Source organism: Acinetobacter sp. YH12108 (assembly GCF_013419055.1).
Classification (GTDB): Bacteria; Pseudomonadota; Gammaproteobacteria; order Pseudomonadales; family Moraxellaceae; genus Acinetobacter.
In genome coordinates this window covers 148,768-165,176 of sequence record NZ_VPAW01000008.1, presented here as the reverse complement: position 1 = coordinate 165,176, position 16,409 = coordinate 148,768, and the positions used below count along the sequence as shown (strand labels likewise).

Sequence of the window (16,409 nt, the reverse complement as noted above, 5' to 3'; positions counted from 1 at the left end):
ACCTTCAAAATTCTTGCTGAGCGATATCGCAATCGAGGCAAAAGACTAGCATTAAGATTCAATCTAATTGCTGGAATTTATAACTTGGAGCTGAGTGAAAAATGACTTATGAAAGAAATCTATTGATTAAAGTTATTGCTCTTTTACCTGCGGTAGTATCTGGTTCTAATTCTTTTTGATTTATGATTGACGATAATTCTGCTTTAGATAGATCCAGAACTAATGCAAGCTCAGATTCTTGCAATTGCAACTGTTCAGCGAGATTGAATATTGCTATAGCTAGTACTTGGGATTTAGAAATATCCGTTTCATTATTCATTTTTATTAAATTCTATTAATGAATCTTGTTTTGATTATGCTGCCTTTATCCTTTTCTTGCTATGTTGTTTATCATTAAATTTACTCATCAAATTAAAAGCACCCTCGCTTAGAGGGTGTTTTAGAATGGTAATATCGTGATTATGGTGCCGGATTGGGCTGCTGACGGTGAATGGCTTCAATGCCCTGCAAGACTTCTTCAGACAGATTCACGTCAAACGCCTGAATGTTTTCTTTGAGCTGATCCAGATTGGTCGCACCGATAATGGTACTGGTCACGAAGAACTGCTGTTTAATGAAAGCCAGTGACAACTGGGTTAAGGTCAGGCCATGCTGCTCAGCCAGTTGTGCATACTGCTCGACGGCCCACTCGCTTTCCGGATTGCTATAACGGCTAAAACGTGAAAATAAAGTCACACGTGCATTGGCTGGACGTGCACCATTGCGGAATTTACCAGTCAGATAACCGAATGCCAGTGGAGAATAAGCCAGCAAACCTACACCTTCGTATTTGGCAATTTCCGACATACCAATTTCATAAGTCCGATTCAGCAAGCTATACGGATTTTGCACGCTAACAAATTTAGAAAGTCCCAATTTCTCTGCCAGATGCAGGAACTTCATGGTGCCCCAAGGTGTTTCATTGGACAGGCCAATATAACGGATACGACCTTTCTTAATTTCGTCATGCAAAGCAGTCAGGGTTTCTTCCAGATTCGTGACAGCACGATCATCTGCAGCTTCTGCATTGCCATAACCCAGCTTGCCAAAGAAATTGGTTGCGCGCTGAGGCCAGTGCAATTGGTACAGGTCGATATAATCAGTTTGCAAACGTGACAATGAATTATCAATTGCTGATGCAATCTCATCTGCCACAAACCGGGTCTGACCATCACGGATATGGCTCCCACCTTGTGACGGACCCGCAATTTTCGAAGCTAAAAACAGTTTGTCACGACCACCACGTGAAGCAATCCAGTTACCAATAATGCGTTCAGTTGCCCCTTGCGTTTCAGGCTTGGGTGGCACCGGATACATTTCTGCGGTATCCCAGAAATATAAACCTTGATCCAAGGCATAGTCTAATTGCTGAAAAGCCTCTTCCTGAGTATTTTGCTCACCAAAAGTCATGGTGCCCAAACAGATTTCTGGCAATAAAATCCCAGTATCCGCCAATGGTCTGAATTGCATAAAAATATCCTTTAAGTTTATCTGTTATTTATCAAGAGCAAGTGTGCTATAGCCTATCGGAATTATAAGACGGACTTAAATCATCTTTTCTAACAAGCTTGTGCCAATTTGTTATGTTCTGAATCAGGCTGAAATTTTTAAACAGGAATAAAAAAAGCAAACCCGAAGATTTGCTTTTTATCGTGCTTTTGGCTTATTCGTCTTCGAACTCGCCAGCACCCACTGCTTCAGGTTCTTCCAGCGATGCATCAAAAATCAGAATCGCCTTACCATCGGTTTCAATCATGCCCTGTTCTTCTAGAGTTTTTAGAACACGACCGACCATTTCACGTGAACACCCAACAATACGGCCAATTTCCTGACGGGTAATACGGATCTGACGACCATTTGGCAAGATCATCGCTTCTGGCTGAGATGACAGGTCAATCAGACAACGTGCAATACGACCAGACACATCGATAAATGCCAGGTCAGTCACTTTACGTGTGGTATTTTTCAGACGGCGAACCAGCTGAGCAAAAACTGCATAGCTTAGATCTGGATATTGTTTGCTAATTTCATGAAAGTTTTCATAGGTAATTTCAGCAATTTCACAGACATCACGAGTACGCACTTCTGCAGTACGCTGTGGATTTGCTTCGAAAAGACCCATTTCCCCAAAGAAGTCTCCCGCATTTAAATAAGCTACCACAATCTCACGTTCATCATCTTCACGAAGAATGATAGATACAGACCCCTTCAGAATTAAATACAGCGATTTAGATTCTGATCCTGCATCCACGATCGTGGTACGTTTTGGATAGCGATTGATATATGCACGTTTTAATAACGCTTTCACTGATTCAGGTAGTTGCCCCGGCGAAAGTGCGTCTGTGCTTAATTGTGAAAAGTTTGAAGTCATGCTTACAGTTCCGAATATGGATAATTTATAGATCGCACAAGACCTAATGTGAACTTGTCACACAGTGGGATTGAAATTCCTTATCAACCCAATTTATGTTAGTGTACAGTTACTTCGTAAATTTATAGCTTTTTTTAGGTAGTTGCAATGCAAACGAGTGTTCATTGGCTAGAGAATGTTGCTTTTGAAGCAAAAACTCAAAGTGGTCACAGTATCATCATGGATGGTTCACCTGAATATGGCGGTGAAAACCGTGGTCCTCGCCCAATGGAACTGATTTTGACCGGTCTGGGTGGTTGTGCTTCTTTTGACATTGTGACGATTTTAAAGAAAGCACGTCAGGAGATTACTGATGTACGCTGTGAATTAAAAGCAGAACGTGCCGATACAATTCCTGCGGTATTTACCAAAATCCATCTACACTTTGTGGTCAGCGGTAAGGGCATCAAAGAGAAACAGGTCGCTAAAGCCGTAGAGCTTTCTGCTGAGAAATACTGCTCTGCCAGCAAAATGCTGTCTGATGGTGGTGTCGAAATCACCCACGATTTTGAAATTGTAGAAGTGGAATGATCCGCTAATTTCATTAAAAAAGCAGTCTTCGTGGCTGCTTTTTTTACGTCATTTTTTGAGTGAAATACTGCTGGCCATCTTCAAAAATCACCAGATTTTCAGGCAGTCTTAAAGCCCCAAGATGATGAGCATACTCAGCCTGTTGCTGTCGGTCACGATAACGCCTGCCCACTGAATAGTCGACACAGAATACATTCTGCTGCTGTCCAAACCATTGCAGAGCATCAATATGCTTAAACAGACCGGATTTTTCTTCGGTGGTTTTAAAGTTTCTCCAATAATGGCCAATCACCACAGGTATCCTATCTGTATAACGCTCCCACCATGGCAAACGGTCAATCATACGCCAGCGCCCCCCTGCATAGACTGGACGTTGTGCAATTTTTTCTGCGCCTGAGCTTAAGGTACGAATCGGATTTTGCATCTGGTCGCGTAACTCTTTTTCAGCGATATATTTTAATAAGGGAATACTGGCTGCTGGATCCTTGAATTGTCCCTGATATTGCTGCTGTTCACTCTGGATATATTCATCAAAGCCTAAAGTCTGTAACTCAAGCTCATTTTTCAGGACAAAATAATCATAAGCCTGTCTGATTGAATTAAAAGGAACAGATTTCAATTGTTGAATTGCCTGCGTATCCCAGCAAGCATGCACAATTCTTAAATGGGGTGCATCTAGAGCCAAAGGCAGGCTGTTTAGAAATTCTAGAATCCATGCACGATCCTGAATTGAAGCCTGAACTGAATCAAAAGTTTTGAGATCATCCTGATGCGGTGAACCAAAAAACCAGCCATTACCTTCCCGTAGCGTATCGGTTAACAAGTTGATTTCATGATTACCCAGAATGCATTGCGCATTGCCATTTTCTATTAAGGTTTTAACCTGTCTGATGACAGCGATACTGTCCGGTCCACGATCACACAGATCTCCGACAAAAATCAGTTTACGCTGTTCAGGATGACGACCTTGCAGATCGTAGCCCAATACTTTTAATAATTGATGTAGCGCATCAATCTCACCATGAATATCGCCAACAATATCCACCGGACCATCAAAAGTCTGCTGTATGAATATCTGATTACTCATGGCTCTACCCTACCCAGGTCAATAAAACCTTTTTTTTAATATAGCGCTTATACTTTAAATCAATATAACAATTTCAGAATTATTTTTTAATCATTTCGATTATTCAATCAAATAACGATAGATCAGAAACTTAACTGAAATCTCATTTCTTCATTTCTTATCTAAATGTATATCTAAAAACAATAAAAAACCGGCGCCTAAGCACCGGTTTTATTCACTTTACGAGCTTTAAAGCTAGTACAGCCTGATTAAGCATTTAGTGATTCAATGATTTGGTTCAATGTAGCACTTGGACGCATTACAGCATTTACTTTCGCAGGATCAACCGCATAGTAACCACCGATATCTACAGATTGGCCTTGAACTGCATTCAATTCGCTTACGATCTTCTCTTCATTTTCAGCAAGAGACTGAGCGATCGGTGCAAATTTCGCTTTCAATTCTGTATCTTCGTCTTGCGCTACAAGTTCTTCTGCCCAGAATTTAGCCAGGTAGAAGTGGCTGCCACGGTTGTCTAGCTCGCCAGTACGACGTGATGGAGACTTGTCATTGTCAAGCAATTTACCAGTCGCAGCATCCAGTGTTTTCGCGAGCAGTTTCGCACGTGCATTGTTTTCTTTAATGCCCATTTCTTCCAGAGAAACAGCCAATGCCAAGAACTCACCTAGAGAATCCCAACGTAAGTGGTTTTCTTCTACCAATTGTTGTACGTGTTTAGGCGCAGAACCACCAGCACCAGTTTCGTACATACCGCCACCTGCCATTAGAGGCACGATAGACAGCATTTTCGCAGAAGTACCAAGCTCCATGATTGGGAACAGGTCAGTCAGGTAGTCACGCAGGATGTTACCAGTCACAGAAATCGTATCCAGACCGCGAGCAACACGTTCAAGTGTATAACGCATCGCACGTACTTGAGACATGATTTGGATGTCTAGACCTTCTGTATCGTGGTCTTTCAGGTATGTTTGAACTTTTTTGATCAGTTCGTTTTCGTGTGGACGGTACGGGTCAAGCCAGAAGATTGCTGGCATGCCAGAGTTACGTGCACGAGTTACAGCCAGTTTCACCCAGTCGCGGATCGGTGCGTCTTTCACCTGGCACATACGCCAGATATCACCTTCTTCCACGTTTTGAGACATCAACACTTCACCAGTTTCAAGGTCAGTGATGTTCGCAACACCCGCTTCAGGAATTTCGAAAGTCTTGTCGTGAGAACCGTATTCTTCAGCTTTTTGAGCCATCAGACCAACGTTAGGAACTGTACCCATAGTACGTGGGTCGAAGTTACCATTCCATTTACAGAAGTTGATCATTTCCTGATAAATACGTGCGAATGTAGATTCAGGCATAACTGCTTTACAGTCGTAAGGTTTACCGTCAGCACCCCACATTTTACCGCCAGTACGGATCATTGCAGGCATAGAAGCATCTACAATCACGTCGTTTGGAGAATGGAAGTTGGTAATACCTTTTGCAGAATCAACCATCGCAAGTGCTGGACGGTGTTCTTGACATGCATGAAGATCTTCAATGATTTCTTCACGTAAAGAAGTCGGTAAAGATTCGATTTTTTCGTAAAGACCAGCCATACCGTTGTTTACGTTAATGCCGAGCTCGTCGAATAATTTACCGTGTTTCTCAAACGCATCTTTGTAGTAAATACGCACACAGTGACCGAATACGATCGGGTGTGATACTTTCATCATGGTCGCTTTAACGTGTAAAGAGAACAGGATGCCAGCTTCTTTACAATCTTCTAATTCTTTTTCATAGAAGTCGCAAAGGGCTTTTTTGCTCATGAACATTGAGTCGATGATTTCGCCGTCTTGAAGCGCAACTTTTGGCTTAAGAACGATAGTTTCACCAGACTTGGTGATCAGTTCCATTTTCACATTACGTGCACGGTCTAAAGTCATAGACTTTTCGCCATGGTAGAAGTCGCCTTCTTGCATGTGAGAAACGTGAGTTTGTGACCAAGGTTTCCATTCACCCATAGAATGTGGGTGTTTTTTCGCGTAGTTTTTCACTGCTGTCGGCGCACGACGGTCAGAGTTACCTTCACGAAGTACTGGGTTCACTGCTGAACCTAGGCACTTGCTATAACGCGCTTTAATTGCTTTTTCTTCTTCAGTAGTCGGGTTTTCCGGATAATCAGGCAGTGCATAGCCCTTAGACTGAAGTTCTTTAATGCATGACGTCAACTGAGCAACAGACGCACTAATATTAGGGAGTTTAATGATATTAGTATCTGGGTCCTGAGTAAGACGACCTAATTCTGCCAGGTTATCTGAAACTTTCTGCTCATCGCTTAGATAGTCTGCGAATTCTGCAAGTACGCGTGCGGCTACAGAGATGTCTGTCTTAACAATCTCAACGCCCGCCGGCTTAGTAAAGGTCTCAATGATCGGCAGTAGAGAGTAAGTCGCCAATAATGGCGCCTCGTCGGTCAGTGTGTAAATGATTGTTGACTTTCCACCAGCCATATATAGCCCCTTGCTTTGGATTGAGTTTCTGATCATCAGGCTTTTGGCCTAATTTCAGCGAACCGGTTACTTAAATAAACTTTGAAAGTAGTGGTGCTGGTTGCACCTCAGTCAAAGGAATATCAATACATATTCAACTTTGCCTGAAAAATTCGTAAAAATTGTCAGCGTGATTCACCGACAGCAGTATTCTACGTGAAAATGAACCTTTTTTCGAATCGGCACATTGCCAAACCATGCGATTTGTGCATTAGAAGGTTAATTTGCAGATTTTGCTTAATTTTACCAAAAATTATAATTTAATCATTATAATTCAATTACTTAAATTAAAAATCAGACAAATTCACCTATAAACTTAATGTGTGCTTAATTCGGTTTTTTGCCATCAATTTTTATCTACATGTTGGGTATCATGAAAATAAATTATCAATGGCCGTAATTTCCATAAGTATGGGTTAAAAAGCGAATTGAAACAGATCTGCTATTCCCTATCGAAATTTATGATCTGCACCTGATAAATTGATAGTTAATCCTAAAGGCTTAAGACAACCTAAATAATAGTCACCTTTCTACTCTTTGTTCAGTTTAAATTATGTGCATTTTTTTAATTACCTTTACAAACACTGGAAATGTATCGACCGTAATTCAAATAAAAAAAATGGTTCTATTGGTTTAATAGGCTTTAGATAATGCCAGTATGTTGGTTTAATTAATAAGAATCTTCTAATTAAATTTGGGTAGAATGCTGATTAATTTACAATAAGGACTTATTTTATGCTGAATTATTTAGTTAGTTTTTCGACATGGGCTGAGAGCAATTCAGGACAGATTCAGATTCTGATAGGCATATTAGCGCTAAGTCTTGCAATTTTTGGTTATAGACAAATAATTGAACAGATAAAAATTGCAAAAAACAGGAAGATCGTGCAGATGAACAAAGAAAATTTGAATTAAAGATACAATCCCTTAATATGTCACTCATAGCTTTAGATAAAAACGCATTAAAAATAAATAATTTTAAAAAAATATTGAAATTGTCGGAAGGGTCTATCAAATCACTCGATCAGAATAGCGAAGTAATAGAAGGTGATATTCGAAAGTTAATTACACTCACTAAAGAAAAAATTAACCATGCTGAAGAAGTCCAAGAAGATATTTTTGATATGTGTAAGCGTATAAACAGAAAGAGCGCTTTCCATAGTCTAGATGAGCTAACTGCTATATATGATGTATTAATTTCTATAATAAATGATGCAAATAATACTGACTTAATGAGACATCACTTTACGATAACTGAAGATTAACAATCTCATATCACACAAAAATCCTCAGCCTCACTACTCACCCTACCCCATTAACTGAATAAGGCTTTTCGTATGCAGCCTCTAACATGTCAGCAATATCTTCGATCCCGGGTGTAGTAAGTATTTGCCAGCACTTTGATATACGCCCAGTGATCAGGGCCAGCACATCAATCGATAATTTCTATTTATTCACAAAGGGTTGAGTGCTCTATGTCGCGTGTCATAAAAATGAATATCTGGAAGCCCTGCCTTTTGCTTTCTACGTTTCCATATCAACTTAAATGAATTCTCTTTTTGAGGGATTAATATTAAGTCCGTCATATTGAATCAAATCCAGAAGCTCTATAGCCTTTATAGTTAACGGCATATTAAGTGCATCACCATTTTTAGTCTTTGGCAGATGAACATTTCTATCGTAAATATTTTTTATCTTTATACCCATTTCCCCCATCACATTGCAGTTTTAAGTGCAAACCGAAATGTCCATATAACAGAATGATCTGACCTTATTCATAGCATTATTTTATTATCAAAAGATTCAATGTACTTTCTTATTCTTGGCTCAGTTAATTTCATGACGTACTTTCCAAAATTCTTGTCGTAACCTTGACGTAAATTAAGCTGTATAATCGGTAAAAAGCAGCGATTTTAAGGATAACGCGGATAAAGATACTTTTTATTGTAGGTATAAAAAAAGGGTTTTAAGCTACTGTTTTCGCTTAAAACCCTTATAACATTAGTTTTTGAATCCTGGTAGGTATATCCAGACTCGAACTGGAGACCTCTACGATGTCAACGTAGCGCTCTAACCAACTGAGCTATACACCTAGAATGCTTGGCATATTATAAATTTTTCGATCTCAAAACAAGTCTTTTCATTTAATTTTCAATATATACGTACAAGTTTTAAGCAAATCTTTGAATTGTTTCAGATCTTGGTCTGAGAATTTCCTGCCTGAATAAATTGATTTTTCAAATAGTCTAATTGCTTCAAAGAATACAGACTGATCTTTATCCTGAACTTGCTGAGATAGCCGTAACATCCACTGATGAAAAGTCTCTGCGGGTTGTCTTTTTAATTTTTTTTTCAAAGACTGATTAAACTGCTGAATAGAATGTTCAAAAGGTGACTGTAACTGCCTATTTTTAAAATAGATTTTTAAAATATAAAGCAGTACGAGTATGCCAATACCAGATATTAAAATAATTACGCTGGAATAGACTGAACTTAGACCCAGTTTCGCTAACCAGCCCTGCTGTGATTCGGCATTATAGCCTACGACCTTACTTTGCCATTGGTAACTTGCATAATCACTCCAGACTCTTAGTTTGGTCAGCCATATATTACGGTGTAATGTCCAGCCAGAATTACTTGCCCATACTCGCTCATCTTGCGAGATTAAATTTTGCATCCCATCATCAATACGTTGCGGGGCTACCATTGCGGTAGGATCAAAACGCTGCCATCTTTGGTTAATCCAGACTTCTGTCCAGGCATGAGCATCCAATTGACGAACCTCCCAACTTTTCCCATCGAGTGCCAATTGTCCGCCTTGATAACCTGTGACCACACGTGCCGGAATTCCCACATATCGCATCAGCATCACGAAACTGGAAGCATAGTGCTCACAAAAACCCTGCCGGGATTTAAACAGAAATTCATCAATCCGGTTTTTGCCGAGTACACCTGGTTTCAGGGTATATACAAAATGATTTTGCTGGTACCAGTTCAAGACTGTTCGGATATAACGTCGCGGATCCTCCCCACTTTGTAGATATAAACGCTGTGCCAGCTGTTGTGCCTGAGTATCCAAATGGACTTGAGTCTGGGTATTCAGTCGCTGAACAAATTGTTCTGGTAGAGCACTTTCAGCATTGTGATTACCCAGCCATTGCAAATGGATCGGTTCTACTCGTTGGGTTAAACGCCTTGGTACGATACTCCAGTCCTGACGATTATAATAACGGCGTTCCAAAGGCATCGATTTTTCCAGGCCCATCACCCAGAACACAGAAGGATCAGCAGCCAAATATTGGTAATTCCACCCTGATGAAGATACTGGAACAACTTCTCCAGGCTGACGGATTAAAGGCTGCTGATTAATAAAGCTACTGGTCCAGCGCTGTCCATCATACTCATCTAAAACTAATGCCCGCCAATACAACTCTGAACGTGGCGGCAGTTTACTAACATCCCCAATAATCCGGAAAGCCAGAGCATTAGATTGAGATAATTCAGCAATATCTCCCGGTGACATACTGTCACCGATTCCGGTTATACCTTTATTTTCTGGAATTGGGATATGCCAAAGCGGTGGCAAACGCGGAAAGAAAATGAATAACAAAATAAAAAACGGCAGAGCATAAAGCACAAATCTGCCGACATATTTGGCATCTTGCTGTAAGGCTATACGTGGTGATTGCTGACTCTGCTGAAACTCACTGGTCTGAATCCGGTATAAGCCAATTAGACAGCTTAATAAGCATAGAATAATCACAACAGCCATGCCAAAAGATTGGCTATATAGAAATGAACTGGCCGCAACAAAAAGTGCAAAATTAAACAGGATAACCAGATCCCGCCGGTTTTTCGTTTCCAGTGATTTGGCAAATAAAAAAGTGGAAAGAACTGCAACACCTGCCTCCACTCCAATAAAACTACGGTGGCTAAGATAAATACTGCCTAATGCTAAAGTCGTGAGTAGAAAAGTTCCTATTTTAGGAAATGGCTTTTGCCGTTTAAGAAAAATCCAGATACACAGTAAGCTAATGACAAAGATAATGCTGAGCAGCACCGGGATAAAAGCTACTTGGGCCAAGATGATCAAGCCTAGGGTCAAGACGATCGAAATTCGGATTTTTCCATCAATCATAGATTCACCCGTTATGCCTGAGCCAATAATTGTTTGGCCTTACGTAACTGTTCTTCACCTGCTCCCTGCGGCAATTCTGCCTGAGGTAAATGCAACGCATATGCACATTGCTGCTGCTCACATTGCTCAATTAGCTCCATCATCAAGCCCAGTTTCTCCTCATGCGACTGGCTAGGCATATGTTCATAATGAATTTCGATGCTATGTTCATCCTGATACTGTTCAAAGACTTTGACATACAAGCCTTGCCCACGTGCAAACTGTTTCCAGGAAACTGCCTGCAGTGAGTCTCCAGATTGATAGTTACGTAATTCACGGAATTCATCCATATCTGGCTCAAAGCTATTTTGATAAATCTTGTTTTCTGAAGTATTGATTTGAGCTTTAGGTGCCACCCAGGCAAACTGATGATGATAAAGATAGGTCCAGGCTCGAACCAGGCCAAAGGGATAAACCGAATAAATCTGAATCACCGGATACTCAAATTTACCGCGACGTTCCGCATAAAATGGCAGCACCCAATGCTGCTTTTGTTCAGTCAGATAAACTTTCTCCAGCTGATTGCCGGCCTTGATATACAGATAACGTGGCCGGGCTGTCGCTTGCTGAAAATAAAAATGTAGATTAAGCGCATGACCCACCTGCCCGACGTCTTCAGCAACCATTTCGATATCCAGATCATGCAACTGTTTAAAGGTCAGATAGAAGCTAACACATAGCACTGCACTAATCAGAAAACAGAAGCCTAAGATCAGGTTATTGGCATAGTTCACGCCAGCAATAAAGGTGATAAAAATCAAAACCAGATACAGATAACCCTGCTGGTAAATAAAGACCAGTACATCCTTTTGAGAAAGTCGTTTTTGCTGTGAAAATTGAAAGCGTTTCGCCAGCCAGTTTTGCCAGGTTTTATCCAAGAGCGGACTCCTTTAACTGACTGCGACCTGTTGCATCACATTTAATGTTTCTGCATCGCTCAGCCCCAGACGATGGGCGGCGACTGCCACAAAAACGGCTTGTACATCGTCCGGAGTTACAAAGCTACGTTGCTGAATAATGGCATTCGCCTGTGCTGCACGTTTAAGCGCCAGCAAACCTCGTGTTGATAAGCCTTGGCGTTTCTTACGGGTTTCTTCTGCTAGATCCAGCATATATTCCTGAACTGCTTCACTGATAAAAATCTGCTGGGTCAACTGCTGTAATTCCAGCACTTCATTTTCAGTAAATACATGTGCCAAGCTAGCGATCAAGGCAAAACGGGATTCTTGCTGTAATAACAGTTTTTCAGCATGACGGGATGGGTAACCCAAAGACAGGCGCATTAAAAAACGGTCAAGTTGGGATTCAGGCAAGACATACGTGCCACTTTGAAATAACGGGTTCTGGGTCGCGATTACCCAGAATGGCTTAGGCAATGCATAACGTATCCCATCCACAGTGGCATAGCCTTCCTCCATCGCTTCTAGCAAGGCACTCTGAGTTTTGGGACTGGAACGGTTAATTTCATCTGCCAGCAAAATCTGGGTAAAAATAGGCCCCTGTTTAAACTCGAACTGATGTTCTTTCTGGTTAAACATATTGATACCGATCACATCACTGGCCAGCATGTCATTGGTAAACTGAATCCGCTGAAATTTTAGTCCTGTAAGATAGGCTAGGCTGCTTGCCAATGTTGTCTTGCCCAAACCGGGTAAATCTTCAAATAATACGTGTCCGCCTGCAATAAGACAGCATAGGGCTAATCTGGTCTGTGCATGTTTATCCAGAACAATCGCATTAATTTCTTGGAAAAATTTTTGAATCTTGGGGGCATAATCAGCCAGCTTCTGTTCAAGCTCATCATTGTTGTGCGCAATATCCAGCTTTTCTTTTTGTTTCATGCCCCAGATCACAATATTTTCCCTAATAAAACATGCTGTAGGATTAACATACACTGTTTTTTAAAATTCCCCAAAGATCAGTCATCTGCCGACTTTATTTCTGCAGAATAAATTGGGAATTTTAGAAATTTTATATGATTAAATTTCCTATAAGAACCAATTGAAACTTTAAGATTAAAGTTTAGAAAAATTGCATTTTCCTTGGCATATTTATTAGAAATAACAGGCTATTAAAAACCTTTGAGATTTGATTTTATACCTAAAAGGTAAAGACTTTTAAAAATTTAAATTCCCAATGTCAAAATAGATCATAATTTTGTTTTATCTTGTTTGAATCCTAAAATTTGCCCATAAAAAAGCGCCCCGAAAGGCGCTCATTTTATTCATCTATTAGCATGGACACTTCTTCATATCTCCACCGGCAGAGGGATAACGCGAATCTACACAGTGACGATAAAATGTTTTAGGGTCCATCGCTTCCAGATCAGGATGGTGCTTTTTCATATGCGCCAAATAGGTCTGATAATCAGGCACACCCACCATCAGGCGGAAACTCTGCTGTAAACGCTGCCACAACGTCGCAATCCGTGACCAGTTTTTCGGGTTCAGGATTAAGTCTTTTTGTGACATCACGGTCATCTTGATGATTTTATAGATAACCGCTTTTCCACCTTTAGCAAACTTCAAGTTCATGCGCTGCTCCTTAATGTCCTTTTGCAGGCTGAATTTCTTCAGGATCGCGATATACTGCTTCTGCTTCATTTACGGTTGGTACCGGGCTCGCCAGGGCACGACGGATCACGCCAATCGCAGCAAATAGCATTACAAACGCTACGATCATGAAGAAGCCACAAAGTGCTGCGTTGATCTGGTTCGACATTGCGACAGTCTGCATTTCAGCCAGGGTTTTCGCTGGTGCCAGAATTTCATTATTCGCAATTGCCGTATTGAAACGCTCTGCCTGTGCCAGGAAACCGATCTTTGGATTTTCATGGAAAATCTTCTGCCAGCCTGCCGTCATTGAAGTAATAAACAGGAATACGGTTGGAACAATGGTTACCCACACATATTTCTCTTTCTTCATCTTGAACAGAATCACAGTACCCAAAATCAATGCCATTGCAGCCAGAATCTGGTTACCAATACCGAACAATGGCCATAAGCTATTAATACCGCCTAATGGATCAACAACGCCCTGATAAACGAAGAAACCCCAGCCAGCAACAGCAACGGCTGTACCCAGCATATTACCGAAGAAGTTATGAGATTGTTTTACCGCAGGAATCACGATACCAACTGTATCCTGAACCATGAAGCGACATGCACGAGTACCCGCATCTACCGCTGTCAAAATGAATAAAGCTTCAAACAGAATTGCAAAGTGATACCAGAAGGCCATCATTTCACGGCTGTTAAAGATTTCGGTAATGATATGCGCCATACCAATCGCGAAAGTTGGTGCACCACCCGTACGTGACAGAATCGAGTTCTCACCTACTTCCTGAGCCAAGAGAGTCAGCGCTTCAGGCGTTACCACAAAACCAAGATTACGTACTGCTTCAGCTGCAGTATCTACGGTTGTACCTAGTAGTGCTGCTGGTGAGTTAATCGCGAAGTACACACCTGGATCAAGAATCGCGGCACAGATCAAAGCCATGATCGCAACAAATGATTCCATCAACATACCGCCATAACCGATTATCCGGATATCGCGTTCGTTGTTGACCAGTTTCGGTGTCGTACCTGAAGAAACCAGTGCGTGGAAACCGGAAATCGCACCGCAGGCAATGGTAATAAACAGAAATGGGAACATTGAACCAGCGAATACTGGGCCTGTACCATCAACAAATTTGGTAATCGCTGGCAATTTCATTTCCGGCATCGCGAACAGAATACCAATCGCCAGACCGGCAATTACACCAATTTTCAGGAAGGTAGATAAATAGTCACGTGGTGCAAGTAATAACCAGACGGGCAATACCGATGCAATAAAACCATAAATGATCAAAGCCCAAGTCAGCTCAGTACCTGTTAAGGTAAATAGCTGTCCCCAGTACGGATGCTGTGCAACGTTTTCACCATAGATAATGCCAAGCATCATCAATACGAAACCAATGATCGAAACTTCTGCAATTTTACCCGGACGGATAAATCGCATGTAGATACCCATGAAGATGGCGATCGGAATCGTAGCGGCAATACTGAATACGCCCCATGGACTATTGGTCAGTGCTTTGACAACCACTAGCGCCAATACTGCTAGGATGATGATCATCACACCCAGCGCACCAAGCATCACGATAATACCAGCAAAGGTACCCAGTTCCTGTTTTGCCATTTCACCCAGTGAACGGCCGTCACGACGGGTAGAAATAAACAGTACCAGGAAGTCCTGTACCGCACCTGCCAGTACCACACCGACCAGTAGCCAGATCGTGCCCGGCAAATAACCCATCTGCGCTGCAAGGATTGGACCGACTAAAGGACCCGCACCGGCAATCGCGGCAAAATGGTGACCGAATAACACACTTTTATTGGTCGGCACATAATCCAGACCATCACCCAGACGATGTGCGGGTGTTAAACGGCGTGCGTTCAGTTCAAAAACTTTATTGGCAATAAATAAACTGTAGAAACGGTAAGCGATGCTGTACACACAGGCTGCGGCCAGTACCAGCCAGACTGCATTCACATGCTCACCACGACTGAGTGCAAGTATCCCGAAGGAGACTGCCCCGACTATGGCTACCAGGAGCCAGATGATTTTCGAAGTCATGGTTGACTTCTGTTGTAAAGTTTCCATTCAATCCCTCATTTTGTGAAGCATATAAATCAGCGTGATTTTTTTATTCGAGGTACTGCTGTTTTCCCTTGCGACTTTACGCTTGTTCCTTTCGAATTCCTCTAAGACTTTGGCATAAAAAAAGGGATGATTTTAGTCATCCCCTTTGATAATAGTCTATTTTCCGACCATTATGCACGTTCTAAATAGTCACCAGTACGGGTGTCTACGCGAACGCTTTCTTCTTGCTGAACGAATAATGGAACACGTACTACCGCACCTGTTTCAAGTTTCGCTGGTTTACCGCCACCGCCAGAAGTATCACCACGAACGCCTGGATCAGTTTCAACAATTTTTAATACTACAAAGTTTGGTGGGCTTACTGTTAAAGGTACGCCATTCCATAACATGATAGTACATTTTTCATTTGAATCGTCTTTTAACCATTTTGCAGCATCGCCCATTGCTGTTTTATCAGCAGCGATCTGTTCAAAGGTTACAGGATCCATGAAGTTCCACATTTCGCCATCGTTGTACAAATATTCCATTTCTACTTCTACGATGTCTGCAGCTTCTAGAGAATCACCAGATTTAAAAGTTTTTTCCAAAACTTTACCACTGCGAAGGTTACGTAATTTAACGCGGTTGAACGCCTGGCCTTTACCTGGTTTAACGTATTCGTTTTCCATGATTGAACATGGGTTACCATCAAGCATAACCTTCAGGCCAGACTTGAAATCGTTCGTAGAATAATAGGCCATGATTGGCTCACTCCAAACTTACTAACTTTAAGCTATTGATGCTATGGGCTGTTGCAATGTCATTTAGCAAGTCTGACACGAACATGAGTTGCCACATGCACATTCATTTAATGTTGCGTATTCTAAATGAGCAATACACCAAGTCGCAACGAAAAAATCGGTTTTAACTTGCTGACACTGCTTAACTTAACATCAGCTATTCCAATACTGGTGCACAACCAGTCTTCCAAGCACATAAAAGTCTCTATGCTTTTGC

At 41.4% G+C, this 16,409-nt stretch carries 13 protein-coding genes, 1 tRNA gene and 1 pseudogene; 3 read left to right on the top strand and 12 right to left on the bottom strand.

Going from position 1 to position 16,409, the window contains the following annotated elements:
* A pseudogene (locus FTU46_RS07340) lies at nt 1-105 on the top strand (IS5/IS1182 family transposase); the annotation flags it as partial.
* A gap of 1 nt (nt 106) precedes the next feature.
* Here FTU46_RS07340 and FTU46_RS07335 read toward each other — a convergent pair.
* The 3 genes from FTU46_RS07335 to crp form a co-directional block, all read right to left on the bottom strand.
* Nucleotides 107-319 carry a hypothetical protein gene (locus tag FTU46_RS07335; RefSeq protein WP_257224614.1) on the bottom strand — a complete coding sequence of 71 codons (213 nt, stop codon included), beginning with the start codon at nt 317-319 and terminating at the stop codon, nt 107-109.
* A 140-nt stretch (nt 320-459) separates the two neighbouring features.
* Entirely contained in the window at nt 460-1,509 is a 1,050-nt protein-coding gene (locus FTU46_RS07330) for an NADP(H)-dependent aldo-keto reductase (RefSeq protein ID WP_159123982.1), read from the bottom strand.
* 193 nt (nt 1,510-1,702) lie between these two features.
* On the bottom strand, nt 1,703-2,410 hold the full coding sequence (crp, locus tag FTU46_RS07325; RefSeq protein ID WP_004782527.1) for a cAMP-activated global transcriptional regulator CRP: 708 nt from the start codon (nt 2,408-2,410) through the stop codon (nt 1,703-1,705).
* Nucleotides 2,411-2,557: 147 nt separating this feature from the next.
* On the opposite strand from crp, the gene FTU46_RS07320 reads away from it, so the two are divergent.
* The gene (locus tag FTU46_RS07320) at nt 2,558-2,980 is read left to right on the top strand and encodes an OsmC family protein (RefSeq protein ID WP_004782528.1); all 423 of its coding nucleotides are present in this window, start codon (nt 2,558-2,560) and stop codon (nt 2,978-2,980) included.
* Between the two features lie 43 nt (nt 2,981-3,023).
* On the opposite strand, the gene FTU46_RS07315 is transcribed toward FTU46_RS07320, so the two are convergent.
* Nucleotides 3,024-4,067 carry a metallophosphoesterase gene (locus FTU46_RS07315; protein WP_180104654.1) on the bottom strand — a complete coding sequence of 348 codons (1,044 nt, stop codon included), beginning with the start codon at nt 4,065-4,067 and terminating at the stop codon, nt 3,024-3,026.
* Nucleotides 4,068-4,315: 248 nt separating this feature from the next.
* On the bottom strand, nt 4,316-6,553 hold the full coding sequence (locus FTU46_RS07310) for an NADP-dependent isocitrate dehydrogenase (protein ID WP_179992269.1): 2,238 nt from the start codon (nt 6,551-6,553) through the stop codon (nt 4,316-4,318).
* Nucleotides 6,554-7,524: 971 nt separating this feature from the next.
* Here FTU46_RS07310 and FTU46_RS07305 point away from each other — a divergent pair.
* Nucleotides 7,525-7,857 carry a hypothetical protein gene (locus FTU46_RS07305; RefSeq protein ID WP_180003639.1) on the top strand — a complete coding sequence of 111 codons (333 nt, stop codon included), beginning with the start codon at nt 7,525-7,527 and terminating at the stop codon, nt 7,855-7,857.
* A 751-nt stretch (nt 7,858-8,608) separates the two neighbouring features.
* Here FTU46_RS07305 and FTU46_RS07300 read toward each other — a convergent pair.
* The 7 genes from FTU46_RS07300 to efp form a co-directional block, all read right to left on the bottom strand.
* Nucleotides 8,609-8,685, bottom strand: a tRNA-Val gene (locus tag FTU46_RS07300).
* A 47-nt stretch (nt 8,686-8,732) separates the two neighbouring features.
* Nucleotides 8,733-10,730: a DUF3488 and transglutaminase-like domain-containing protein gene (locus FTU46_RS07295; protein ID WP_180104653.1), complete on the bottom strand. Its 1,998-nt coding sequence runs from the start codon at nt 10,728-10,730 to the stop codon at nt 8,733-8,735.
* Between the two features lie 11 nt (nt 10,731-10,741).
* A complete protein-coding gene (locus tag FTU46_RS07290) occupies nt 10,742-11,647 on the bottom strand; it encodes a DUF58 domain-containing protein (protein WP_180104652.1) in 906 nt (301 codons plus the stop codon).
* A gap of 12 nt (nt 11,648-11,659) precedes the next feature.
* Nucleotides 11,660-12,610: a MoxR family ATPase gene (locus tag FTU46_RS07285; protein WP_180104651.1), complete on the bottom strand. Its 951-nt coding sequence runs from the start codon at nt 12,608-12,610 to the stop codon at nt 11,660-11,662.
* Between the two features lie 390 nt (nt 12,611-13,000).
* Complete coding sequence (locus tag FTU46_RS07280) at nt 13,001-13,303, bottom strand: YbdD/YjiX family protein (protein ID WP_004782606.1); 303 nt, start codon at nt 13,301-13,303, stop codon at nt 13,001-13,003.
* Nucleotides 13,304-13,313: 10 nt separating this feature from the next.
* The gene (locus tag FTU46_RS07275; RefSeq protein ID WP_034702078.1) at nt 13,314-15,413 is read right to left on the bottom strand and encodes a carbon starvation CstA family protein; all 2,100 of its coding nucleotides are present in this window, start codon (nt 15,411-15,413) and stop codon (nt 13,314-13,316) included.
* Between the two features lie 170 nt (nt 15,414-15,583).
* Complete coding sequence (gene efp, locus FTU46_RS07270) at nt 15,584-16,153, bottom strand: elongation factor P (protein WP_004782608.1); 570 nt, start codon at nt 16,151-16,153, stop codon at nt 15,584-15,586.
* Nucleotides 16,154-16,409: the final 256 nt, after the last annotated feature.

Excerpts from the sequence above, each read along its gene's own strand:
- FTU46_RS07335 (WP_257224614.1), bottom strand. The coding sequence starts at position 319 with ATGAATAATGAAACGGATATTTCTAAATCCCAAGTACTAGCTATAGCA.
- FTU46_RS07330 (WP_159123982.1), bottom strand. The coding sequence starts at position 1,509 with ATGCAATTCAGACCATTGGCGGATACTGGGATTTTATTGCCAGAAATC.
- crp (WP_004782527.1), bottom strand. The coding sequence starts at position 2,410 with ATGACTTCAAACTTTTCACAATTAAGCACAGACGCACTTTCGCCGGGG.
- FTU46_RS07320 (WP_004782528.1), top strand. The coding sequence starts at position 2,558 with ATGCAAACGAGTGTTCATTGGCTAGAGAATGTTGCTTTTGAAGCAAAA.
- FTU46_RS07315 (WP_180104654.1), bottom strand. The coding sequence starts at position 4,067 with ATGAGTAATCAGATATTCATACAGCAGACTTTTGATGGTCCGGTGGAT.
- FTU46_RS07310 (WP_179992269.1), bottom strand. The coding sequence starts at position 6,553 with ATGGCTGGTGGAAAGTCAACAATCATTTACACACTGACCGACGAGGCG.
- FTU46_RS07305 (WP_180003639.1), top strand. The coding sequence starts at position 7,525 with ATGTCACTCATAGCTTTAGATAAAAACGCATTAAAAATAAATAATTTT.
- FTU46_RS07295 (WP_180104653.1), bottom strand. The coding sequence starts at position 10,730 with ATGATTGATGGAAAAATCCGAATTTCGATCGTCTTGACCCTAGGCTTG.
- FTU46_RS07285 (WP_180104651.1), bottom strand. The coding sequence starts at position 12,610 with ATGAAACAAAAAGAAAAGCTGGATATTGCGCACAACAATGATGAGCTT.
- FTU46_RS07280 (WP_004782606.1), bottom strand. The coding sequence starts at position 13,303 with ATGAACTTGAAGTTTGCTAAAGGTGGAAAAGCGGTTATCTATAAAATC.
- FTU46_RS07275 (WP_034702078.1), bottom strand. The coding sequence starts at position 15,413 with ATGGAAACTTTACAACAGAAGTCAACCATGACTTCGAAAATCATCTGG.
- efp (WP_004782608.1), bottom strand. The coding sequence starts at position 16,153 with ATGGCCTATTATTCTACGAACGATTTCAAGTCTGGCCTGAAGGTTATG.